The 13,078-nt window shown below is 50.5% G+C and carries 2 protein-coding genes; both read left to right on the forward strand.

The window, feature by feature from the left end; translation table 11 throughout:
- Positions 1–6 precede the first annotated feature (6 nt).
- Entirely contained in the window at positions 7–8,946 is an 8,940-nt protein-coding gene (locus tag ACR9Y8_RS25260) for an Ig-like domain-containing protein (RefSeq protein WP_481216032.1), read from the forward strand.
- A gap of 21 nt (positions 8,947–8,967) precedes the next feature.
- On the forward strand, positions 8,968–13,065 hold the full coding sequence (locus ACR9Y8_RS25265; protein ID WP_481216033.1) for a PKD domain-containing protein: 4,098 nt from the start codon (positions 8,968–8,970) through the stop codon (positions 13,063–13,065).
- The last annotated feature ends 13 nt before the right edge of the window (positions 13,066–13,078 follow it).

Raw genomic sequence — 13,078 nt, forward strand, 5'->3', positions numbered from 1 at the left:
ACTGTTATGCGAAATATTTTTACTGTACTATTCAGAAAAACCCTCATCCCCGGCCTGATGCTCCTGTTGCTGGCTTCCAGCGCGCTGGCGCAGACAGATATCAGCATCGGCACAGGCACCACCGGTAACGGGAACAGTTCGTTTCCCGCTCCATTACAGGACTATTGGGAAGGCAGCCGCGCCCAATATCTATTCAGAGCATCTGAGCTGACTGCCGCAGGCATGGGCCCCGGCATGATCAGTGCTGTAAAGTTCAATGTAGTAGCTCTGAACAGCATGGAAGTAATTGAACAATATTCCATCAAGATGGCTACTACTTCCCTGAACAGCCTTACCACTACCGGCTGGGAGAATACCGGCGCAGCGCGCTACGGCCCCATAGATTACACGCCTGTAATGGGTATCAACGCGTTCCCGTTTGCCGGAGGATCTTTTTTCTGGAATGGTACGGACAATATTATAGTAGAGGTGTGCAACGGCGGCGACGACTGGAGCGGCAATGCCACCGTGCCCTGGACCACCGGTCTTCCATTCAATGCCTCCCGCGGTTATGCGGCGGACGGACAGGGAAGCCTTTGTGGCTATACGGGCGCCACTACCAATGGTACTGCATCCACCCGCCCCAATATTATCTTTACCTGGCAGGCAGCTCCACCCTGTACCGGAACGCCTAACGGCGGTACCGCTGTTAGCAGCATGGGCAGCGTTTGCCTGGGCGGTACTTTTTCACTCAGCCTGACCGGCGCCACAGTGGCTTCCGGTTTAAGCTATCAATGGCAATCATCTCCCAATAATAGTACCTGGACCAATATACCGGGCGCCACTACGCTCGGTTATACCACTACACAGGCTACCAGCACGTATTACCGTTGTATCGTTACCTGTACCAGCGGTGGCGCTGCTGCGCCATCTGCCAGCGTGCAGGTATCATCTCCCACATTGGTATCCGGTGTTTTCACCATCAATAAGGGAGCGCCTACAGACCCTGTGGTGGCCCGCAACTTTAACTCCTTCAATGATGCGTATAACTATATTAAGTGCGGCATCAGTAATGCAGTTGTCTTCAATGTATTAGCCGGAAGCGGCGTTTACAACGAGCAGCTGGTGATGGCGCCCGTACCAGGCGCGTCTGCCACTAATACGGTGACGTTTAACGGTAATGGTCAGACCATCTCTTATAAAGCTACTAACGGTTCTGAAAGGGCTACTATTAAACTGGACGGTGCACATCACATCATTTTTAATGGCCTGGTGATCGAGGCAACTGGTTCCACGTCTTCAGAATATGGTTACGGTGTACAGTTGATGAACGATGCGGATTCCAACGTCGTTAATAATTGTACCATTAATATAAATACTACTGCTACCTCCACCAACTTTGCGGGTATTGTGATCAGCTCTTCCGCCACTTCGGCAACGAGCAGTGGTGATGCGAAATGCGATGCCAACGTCTTTAGCGGTAACAATATTACCGGCGGCTATTATGGTATTACCGTGGTAGGAAGCGATAATTTTGCAAATGGAAGTAACAAGATCCTGAACAACCAGGTGAAAGACTTCTACACCTACGGTCTGTACCTGAGCTATACCTTTAATACATCGATCACGGGAAATACGATCAGCCGTCCGACGCGGACTACGGTCGATGATTTCTACGGCGTTTATCTTACCCAGCTGAATACCAAAGACAGTATCTACCGCAACAGGATCACTGATCCCTTTGGCGGTTCGCTCACCAATACGAATGATTTTTACGGGGTGTATTTCACCGGTGTGGATGCATTGGTAAGCCTGGAGAATATTGTCGCCAATAACCTCATTTATAATATTACCGGCGCAGGAGCTGCGTATGCTTTCTATAACAGCAGTTCAGACAACGTGTATTATTACCATAATACGATTGCGCTGGATGGCAGCACTACCAGCGCTTCCTACGCTACCCGCGGCCTGAACATCACTACCAGCCAGGTGGATGGTGTGGCTTTCGTAAATAACATTGTCGCCATTACCCGCACTGGTCCTGGTCCCAAGCATGCGCTGTACATTGGCACCACCACCAGCAGTATTATTTCAGACAGGAACGTATTGTTCATTGCGCCTAATGCAGGTAATGCCTTTATCGGTTATTATACTGCCAACCAGCCTACTTTGTCTAACTGGCAAACAGCTACTGGCGGATACGATACTACTTCTCTGACATCTAACCCGATGTTTACTTCAACGTCTACAGGTAATTACAGCCCGGTGAACGCTTCTATTGATAACCGCGGTATAGCGGCCGGTTATCCTATCGATATTAACGGCGCAGCCCGCAGCGCTACCACACCGGATATCGGCGCTTATGAATTCACCCCTCCGCCTTGTACCGTACCTCCTACACCCGGTACAGCCACCGTGGCCCTTAGCCCGGTGTGTGTGAATGTGCGGGTGCCTTTTAGTCTCACCGGCAATACGGTGGGCTTAACGCAGACCTACCAGTGGCAGGTGTCGGCTAGCGCAGCAGGTCCATACACTAACCTGGGCAGCCCGCTAACCAACCCGGATACAATCATTACTGCCGCTGTTACCTCCTGGTACAGGGTAGCGGTGACCTGTAGCGGTAACACGGCTTATTCTGCACCTGTACAATTAACGGTTACACAGGCGCTGCCGGGCGATACTTATACCATTGATAAAAATGCAGCCCCGGGAACGCCTAAGACCTATAACAGCTTTAATGCTGCCAAGGCTGCATTGGAATGCGGTATTGCCGGCCCCGTGATCTTCGACGTGAAGACAGGCGGTACGCCTTACCTGGAGCAGCTGATCCTGGATTCCATTCCCGGCGCAAGCGCTGTTAATACCATTACATTCAGGGGCAACGGCAACACGATTAAGTTCAGCTCTACCGATACAGACGAACGCGCCGTGATCAAGCTGCGCCGCACAGATCATGTGACCTTTGACAGCCTGGTAATAGATGCCACCGGTAGCGGCGACTATGGATTTGGCGTGCACCTGATCAACAATGCAGACAGCAATACCATCCGCAAATGCCGGATCATTACTTCCACTACGGAAACCTATACAGAATATGCAGGTATCGTTGTAAGCGCTTCTGATAACAGTGCGACCAGCTCTGGCGCTACCTTGTGCGATGGCAATACTTTTGACCGTAATACCGTCATCGGTGGCTACTATGGTATTACTTTGTATGGTGATGACGACAAGATGCTGAAGAATAACCGTGTTACCAATAACGATGTACGCGAATTCTATGCAACGGGTATCAGCATCAGCTATTCTGCCAACGGCGTGGTAGAGGGAAATACGATCAGCCGTCCTACCCGTGCTAACAGCAGTTACACGGTGACCGGTATCAGTGTATACTATGAAAGCAATAAGCTGCTGGTATCCCGCAATACCATTACCAATCCCTTTGGCGGTGAACCGAACAGTACCAATGATTTCTACGGTATCTATGTGCAGTATGCCAATGCAGAAGAAGGACAGGAAAACCTGGTCGTGAACAACCTGGTGTATCACATCAATGGTAAGAGCTACCAGTACGGTATCACCAACTATTACGCAGATAATAACTATTACTATCATAACACCGTGTCCCTGGATGATGCCTCCTATACAGGAACGGATTATACCAGGGCGTACTATGTAGAAGGCGAAGTGGCTGGTATACGGATCTTCAATAACATCGGCACCGTTACACGTACAGGTACCGGCCGTAAGCATGGTCTTTATATCGGTAACACCAATAGCGATATCACGTCTGACTACAACGACTTCTATGTGAGCGGCACGCAGAGCTATTTTGGTTACTACGGCGCCGACATTGCTACGCTGCAGGCCTGGCAGGCTACCGCCTTCCAGGATGCGAACAGCATCAGCACAGATCCTATCTACGCAGATCTTGCCGGAGGCAACCTGTCGCCGGTGATCTCTCCGCTGGATAATACCGGTACCCCGCTGAATGTGCCCATTGATATACGAGGCATTACGAGAAGCACTACTACACCTGATATCGGCGCATTCGAGATCAGCATACCGCCCTGCGTGGCGCCACCGGTAGCTGGTACAGCAGTGGCCAATCCTGCTTCCAATGTGTGCCTGGGCGCTAATATCGCGCTCACGCTGAATGGCAATACAACAGGCGGTGGGCAGGTGTACCAGTGGTTTGCAGGGAAAACAGCTGCAGGTCCCTGGAGAGCGATCAGTGAAACCCGCTACGTGAAAGAATTCAAAACAGAGCTTACAATGGAGAACTATTTCCGTTGTATGATCATCTGCGGCGGAACAGATACGGCCTACTCAACGCCCGCATTTGTGAACATGAACGCCCCGCTGCCTGCTGGCTTCTATACCATCAACCCGGCCGCTCCGGTAGGTAACAGGAACTACCAATCCTTTACACAGGCAGTGGCCGCCCTGGAATGCGGTATTGCAGGATGGGTGACCTTTAACGTGTTCCCCGGTACCTATACAGAGCAGGTAAGGATGCACCGGGTATACGGCGCTTCTGATACGAGCCGCATCACCTTCCAGAGCCGCGATCATGATGCTGCTTCTGTAACACTGGCATTTACGAATACCAGCGTCGCTAATTATGTGCTGAAGCTCGATAGTGCCAGCTATGTGACCTATAAAGAGATCACCATCAAATCAAACGGCACCAGCAATGGCAGGGTAGTGGAACTGGCCAATACGGCTGCTGCTGACAGCCTGCTGAATAATATCATTAATGCGCCGGTGTCTTCCAGCAGCACGACCAGTGTGGTGGGTATCTATGCAGATGATCTGAAGGGCGCGAATAACGTGATCAAAGGTAACACCGTTAATAACGGCAGCAGTGGTATCAATATATCCGGTACGGCTACAGATGACCTGTTGCCTAAACTGGTGATAGACAGCAACACCGTTACCGGATCTTACCAGTATAACATCTATACTTACTACACCAACCGCGTCAGGATCAGCAGGAACACCCTGAACGTAAACGCTCCGCGCAGCACTACCACCTACGGTCTCTATGCAGGTTACAGTGATACGGCCTACCAGGTAATTGGCAATACGGTAAATATCAGGAACACTACCAGCACCGTGTATGGTATCTATGTGTACTATAGCGATGCTACACAGCTGCTGCCTGGCAGGATCGCCAATAACAGGATCAAAGCCTTCAGCAACAATACCGGCAGCCTGTATGGTTTGGCTAACTATTATTCCAGCTATAACGACGTGGTGAATAACGTTATCAGCATTAAAACATCCGGCAGCACCGCTTATGGTTTGTACAGCTACCAGGATGAGTTCACCAACTATTACAATAACTCCGTATTGAGCACGGCTACCTCCGCTACCAACAATGCGGCGGCTTACTTCAATCCCGACGGTTTTGTGAAGCTGCGTAATAACATCTTCTCTCACCAGGCAGGTGGTAATGCCCTGTATGCAAACGACCCGGATGTGCTTAACAGCGATTACAATACCTTCTATACAACAGGCGACAACCTGGTACGCAGAGGCACGCCCGCAGAGAGCTATGCCAACCTGCAATTATGGAGAGATACCAGCAACCTGGATCTCAGCTCTATTGTATATAAACCCGCATTTGAGAATGACTCTACCCTGGAACCTGCAGTGAACGTACCGGATGTATGGGCGATCCATGGCCGTGGTGTACAGGTGCCTGGTAACGACCGTGACATTAAAGACAGCATCAGGCCCACTACGCTGATTGCAGGGGTACCTGATATGGGCGCCTATGAATTCCTGCCAACCGTATTGCCGCCTGCATTACCGGGCACACCGGCTCAACCGGCGCCTGGCATCACGCAGACGTTTATGTTCGGTACTGATACGGTGACCAAGATCACCTGGGGGCCCTCCGCACCTGATACCGTAGGCGTAAGGCGCTACTCCGGTGTAATACCGCCCAATGTAGATCAGAGCAAAGAGTTCATGTACTTCTATACAGATGTAGACGCCAGCGCGCCTGCCAGCGGCTTCTCTGTGCAGCAATATTTCGTGGATTCATGGCAGGGTGCTTTCAAAAAGCAAACGGATATCAGGCTGGGCAGAACAGACGCGAACAACGCATGGAAAGTGAACGACAGCAGCATGATAGACGATATAGAAAACATCATTGCAGATACCAGCCTGCCTAACCTGGATAAATACACCGGCCTGAAAGGCAATATGGTGACACCACCCATTACCCTGCAGCCGGCAGACAGCTCCAACAGGGGCACCCGCTTCTGGGTAGGTTACGGCCATCACCAGTTCTTTGATCCCAACTACAGCTCTTACAATGAGCAAGGTATGGTGCTGTATCTCAGCGCAGAAGATTCTGCGAATGTAACAGTGCGTATCAATGGTACTTCCTATGCGAAGCGTTACCATATACCTGCCAACACGGTGATCACCAGTGAGGAATTACCGAAGACCGGCCTGTTTGACGCACGCCTGCTGCAGGAAGGCGCTTCTGAAAGAGGTATCAGTATTGAAAGCGATATACCGATCGTAGCCTATGCGCACATCTATGGTAATACCTCTTCAGGCGCTACCATGTTGTTGCCAGTAGGTACCTACGGCTATGAATATTACACGCTTTCTACCAAACAAAGCTATTCATCCAATACCTATTCCTGGTTCTATGTAGTAGCCGCGTATGACAACACCGAGGTAGAGATCATACCCAGTCAGCGCACATTGGCAGGCCGTCCTGCAGAAGTGCCTTTCAAAGTAACACTGAACAGGGGAGAAGTATACCAGGTGCTGGGCGCTTTATTGAGCGAGGGCTCCAGCTCAGGATTTGACCTCTCCGGCAGCCGGGTAAGATCTGTACAGAACTCCGCTGGTAAATGTTACCCGATCGCGGTATTCTCCGGTAGTAGCCGTACATCTATCAATTGCGACGGCGGCACCGGTGGTAATGGTGATAACCTCATCCAGCAGAACTTCCCTTCACAGGCATGGGGTAAGCGCTACCTGACAGCGCCTACTTCCATCGATGTTGATCCATCTTCTTTGATGACCAATATTTACCGCGTACTGGTAAAAGATACCGCTACCAAGGTAACGAGGAATGGTAAGCTCTTAACGAACCTGATCAACAAACGCTACTACCAGTTTGAAAGCGATAGTGCAGACCGTATTGAGGCAGATCAGCCGGTAATGGTGGCGCAGTATATGGCTTCCTATAGCGGTTGTCCGAACACCCTGAGCGATGGCGATCCTGAAATGATCTATCTCAGTCCGCTGGAGCAGGGTATTAAGAAGATGGGATTATACCGCAATACAGAGGAAGGCATCGTGGTGAACTATCTCACCGTGATCATTCCTACTGCCGGTGTGCCTTCATTGCTCATAGACGGTACGAACTCCTTTGATTTTGTATACCAGCATCACAATATGCCCGGCTACACCGTAGTGGTAAAACGCTGGGATGCAGACAAGGCACAATGTATTGTGACCAGTGATTCTGCCTTTACCGCCATTACCTACGGCGAGGGCAGTGCAGAAAGCTATGGCTATAATGCCGGTACGCTGGTGAAGAACCTGAACGCCCTGCCATCCTTCAATAACATTTACAATGGCAGTGGCCAGGCCAATAAATACACCTGCGCCAAAACACCGTTCCGCTTCTCTATGCTGATCTCTGTGAAGCCTACCATGCTAACATGGAAGTTCAGCGAAGTGAGCAACCTGGCATCCCATATAGATGTAACTCAGACCAATCCTGTACCGGTTGATTCCGTTGAGGTGAACGGCCGGAAATACTTCGAGTTCACCGTAGATTCCAACTACGTGTTCTCTGCGCCGGGTACCTACTACGTGCCCATTGTGATGACGCACCCTGATATAGAAAGCTGCGGCAACAGCCTGGAAACAATCCTGCCTGTAACGGTGATACCGGCGCCTGTGGTTGACTTTGACGTGTCTTACTCCGGTTGTATCGGCGATACCGCGCGGTTCAACGGAATAGTGACCACTGCAAACGGGGTAGGAGTAGACCAGTGGAAATGGAATTTCGGAGATACAGATACTTCCATCATACAAAACCCGGCTAAGAAATTCAATGCAGCAGGCGTATACAATGTGAAGCTGAGCATCATTGCAGAAGAAGGTTGTATCGGAGATACCACCATCCCTGTAACCGTGAATGCCGCTCCGCAGGTATCGCTGGTGAAAGACTCGCTGATGGTGTGCGCAGGGTCTGATGCCACATTCGAGGTACAAAATCCTGACCCGGATGTAACCTACAACTGGTACAGTACAATTACCGGCGGCACGGTGATCGGCAGCGGCAGCAGCTTCACCATACCTGGTATCACCAACACATCCACTTACTATGTAGAAGCAGTGAAAGCAGGTTGCGCAGGCGAAGCACGCACAAAAGCAGTGGTGACTGTCTTCCCGCTGCTGGTAACGCCTGTAGCTGAAGTAGATTCCGTAGGCGTGAACCTGATCCGGTTCAAATGGGCCGCAGTACCGAATGCAACAGGTTACGAAGTGTCTATTGACGACGGCAGCACCTGGAACATTCCCACTTCCGGTGAAACAGGCCTCACACATACGGTTACCGGTCTGCAACCTGTACAAAGCGTTACGCTGATCGTAAAAGCCAAAGGATGTGAAGATAAATTGTCAGCCCCGGTTACAGGCAAAACCTTGCCGGACGGAGTTTTCATCCCCAATGCTTTCTCGCCGAACGGCGACGGTTTGAATGATGTGCTGAAAGTGTATGGCTATATCATTAAGAGCGTGCACTTCATGATCTTCAACCAGTGGGGTGAAAAAGTGTTCGAGACCAATACTCAGTCAAGAGGCTGGGATGGTATCTACAAAGGAAAGGAACAACCTTCCGGCGTGTATATCTATGTGTGCAGGCTGCAGTTGACGGATGGAACGGTAGTAGACAAAAAGGGCGCTATCAACCTGATCCGGTAATGTAAAACCTAATTAGCTATTATGAACAGCACATATCGCGCGATCGCCCTGCTAACGGGCCTGCTGTTGCAAAGCATGTTGTCTGGGGCCCAGAACTTATCCAACAGGGGTAAAGAGTTCTGGGTGGCCTACGGGCACCACCAGTTCATGGAGCCGGGTATGGGCAACAGCCAGGAAATGGTTCTGTATCTCAGTGCGGAACAACCGGCCAACGTAACTGTAAGGATCTACGGCACCACCTGGGTACGCAACTACAGCATTCCCGCCAATACGGTGATCGCTACAGAAAATATTCCCAAAGCGGGATTCTATGATGCCCGTTTGTACTCGCCGCCCCCCTCTTTTGGGGGGACCGGCGGGGAAGGAGTCTTCGCGAACAAGGTTATCCAGATCACCAGTGATGTGCCGATCGTAGCATATGCCCACATTTATGGCAGCGCTTCATCCGGTGCTACCATGCTGATGCCGATAGAAACATGGGGATATTCCTATGTGTCGCTGAATAGCCAGCAGTACTACCAGGATAACTGTTTCTCCTGGATGTATGTGATCGCCAGCGAAGATAATACGGTGATTGAGATTACGCCCTCAAAGCCCAGCCGTAATGGCCGTGTAGCGGGTGTTCCGTTTACGCAGACCTTGCAACGCGGACAGGTGTATCAGCTGATCGGCGCTTCCCTGGGTGGCGGTTACGGTAATGAGCTCACGGGTACCAAGGTCCGGTCTATCGGTAATGCAAGCGGCACCTGTTCTCCTATAGCGGTATTTTCGGGTAGTAGCCGTACCTATATTTCCTGTCCGGCTGGGAGCCCTGGTGGCGGAGACAACAACATGCAGCAGATCTTTCCTTCACAGGCCTGGGGTAAACTGTATCTGACAGCGCCCTTGTCTAACAGTAATTCAGCCAGCAGCTTCCGTACGGATATATATAAAGTGCTGGTGAAAGACCCGACAACAAAAGTGTACAGGAATGGCACGCAGTTAACGGGAATAATAGATAACGCTTATTATGAATTCACCAGCAACGCCACCAATTTCATTGAATCGGATAAGCCGGTGCTGGTGGCGCAGTTTATGTCGTCTACCGGTGGTTGTAATAACACCAATGGCGATGGTGATCCTGAGATGATCTATCTCAGCCCGGTGGCGCAGGCTATTAAGCATATCGGTTTTTACCGCAACACAAGAGAAAGCATCAACTACAATTATCTTACATTGATCGTGCCCGACAGTGGTCTCAATTCCCTGCTGATCGATGGACTGCCCAATGCCTGGACCTATAAATACGCACATAACAAGCCCGGTTATACGGTGGTCATAAAAAGGTGGAATGCTGCGCAGGCACAGTGTATTGTATCGAGCGATTCCGCCTTTACCGCTGTCACGTATGGCGAGGGTAGTGTAGAAAGCTATGGTTATAATGCCGGTACCCTGATCAATAACCTGAACGTAGTGGGCGCTATCCACAATACTTTGGATTCAGCGTCTGTTACCAACGATTTTACCTGCACCAATACACCGGTAGAGCTCTCGGTATTGATTGCCTATCAACCTACAAAAATGGTGTGGAAGCTCAGTCAGCTGGGCAACGTGGTAACACCCAATGCAGACGTGACGGATAATGCGCCGGTAAGTAAGGGCACTGTGGTTGTGGACGGCGCTACCTATTACAAATACACGCTACCACAAACCTATACCTTTAACACAATAGACACTTTTGAGATACCGATCCTTTCTACGCATCCCAGTATCGAGAACTGTACCAATACGGAGGAAGTGAAATTCTCCGTGATCGTAAAAGGTAAACCGCAACCCAACTTCTCCTGGACGCATAGCGGTTGTACGCTGGATACGGTTTACCTGAAAGGCGACACCAGCAGCACCAACGGCTTCCTGATAGATCGCTGGAAATGGCAGTTTGCCGGTCCTGCGCTGGATAGCGGGCAAAACGTATGGCGGCTCTTTCCCGCTGGTGCACAGAGCGTAAAGCTGCAGGGCATATCCAAAGAAGGCTGTGTGGGTGATACTACCAAAACGATCACTATTTATCCCAAACCGGTAGCTGGCTTTACTGCTTCTGCTACAGCCATCTGTGATGGCGGAAGCGTAACGCTGACGGACAATTCTACCTTCGGCGGATCAGCGCCTATCAAGACCTGGTACTGGAACTTCGGCAACGATACTATTCGCATAGATACCAGTGCCAGGCAGCAAACGATCGTTTACAAGGGTTATAATACCTACACAATTAAGCATGTGGTAAAAGTGAGCGATCGCTGTATCAGTGATACGGCTGTCAGAACAGTGAACGTATACGCCAGGCCCATACCCGGCTTTACCTACCCGCAGAACTGTTTACCGGTGAATGGAATTGTGCAGTTCAACAATACTACTACCGTGCCAGACGGGCAGGCGATCAGTACGCATGCCTGGAACTTCGGCGATGCCAATGCCACGCCAGCGAACCCGAATACATCTAACCAGGCCAGTCCGACACATGCTTATACTAAGTTTGGTACCTACAATATCAAATACACAGCAACAACGGCTAACGGTTGTTCAAAGGATACCACCATATCCGCCACCTTTAACCTGAAACCACAGCTGGTATTTGCAGCCTTGACGCCTGTTTGCGAGAATGTGAAGGTGCCTGTATCCGTAGCAAAGGGCAGTGTAACGAATGGCGTAACAGGCAGTGGCACTTACCGCGGACCAGGCACCGATGCCATGGGTAATTTTTTGCCTTCCCAGGCTGGTGCAGGTACACATACTATCTGGTATGTATTTACGACTACTGCGGGCTGTAAGGACTCTATATCCAATAACATTACTGTGTATCCTAAGCCTGCTGCAGCCTTTACTGCAAGTCCGGATGTATGCTTAGGCCAGGCGGCTGCTATTACCGACCAATCGCAGATCGCCTCCGGCAGCATCAGCAGCTGGAAATGGAATTTCGGTGATGGCAGTAGTGCTACCTACACCAATGGCAATGCATTCACCAAAACATATACTACCCATAATACCTACCCTGTTAAGTTGATGGCTATCAGTGATAACGGCTGTATAAGCGATACCGTAACACATACGGTGGCCGTACATCCGAAACCGGTGGCGGATTTTACCCTGCCTGCTGCTTTGTGTTTGCCGCAAGCGAATGCAGTCTTTACCAATGCTTCCAAAGTTGCCGATAATTCATCGCTTAGCTACCGCTGGAACTTTGGTGATGGCTCTGCAGTAGCCACTACGCCCAATCCTTCACATATCTATGCGGCAGCAGGTACTTACAATGTACAGTTGAGAGCCACTTCTGCTTTTGGTTGTGTGCACGATACCGCTAAAGTGCTGGATAAGTTCTATAATAAACCCATTGCCAGCTTTAGCGTAGAGCCGGACACCTTATGCCAGGGAGCGGATAATGTGTTCACTGATGCGAGTACATCGCCTAACAGCAGCATTACCAAATGGAGCTGGGATTTTGGCGATGGCAGCACGGCCACTACGCGTAACCCGGTAAAACGCTACACTGCCCCTGGTAATTATGATGTAACCTTGACTGTGACCAACAGCGTTGGTTGTGTATCCAATATCTTCAGCGACAAAGTAATTGTATACCTGCAGCCTGTGATAGACGCCGGTCCTTCCTTTACCGTAACACAGGGTTCGCTGGTACAGTTCAGGCCCACTGCGAACGATTCATCTGTGCTGACCTTCCGCTGGACGCCAGCCGGCGACTTAACCAATCCAACACTGTTAAGTCCAGCACTGATCGCCAAGCATGATCAGACATACACCCTCACTGCCACCGGGCAGGGTAACTGTACTGCCAGCGATGCGCTGACGGTGACGGTGCTCAAACCGGTGAATGTGCCTAATGCATTTTCTCCCAACGGAGACGGTATTAACGATAACTGGACCATTCCCAACCTGGGCGATTATCCCGGCGCCACCATGGAAGTATATAACCGCTACGGACAGCGTGTATTCTCTTCCACCGGGTATGGCAACCCCTGGGATGGTACCTGGAACGGCAGGATGCTGCCGCTGGCCACCTACTATTACGTGATTAAACTCCAGAACGGATTTCCTCCGCTGACGGGATATGTAACCATTTTAAGATAACGATAAAACTGTT

The organism is Chitinophaga sp. SVR4-12A (assembly GCF_056754765.1).

Excerpts from the sequence above, each read along its gene's own strand:
- ACR9Y8_RS25260 (WP_481216032.1), top strand. The coding sequence starts at position 7 with ATGCGAAATATTTTTACTGTACTATTCAGAAAAACCCTCATCCCCGGC.
- ACR9Y8_RS25265 (WP_481216033.1), top strand. The coding sequence starts at position 8,968 with ATGAACAGCACATATCGCGCGATCGCCCTGCTAACGGGCCTGCTGTTG.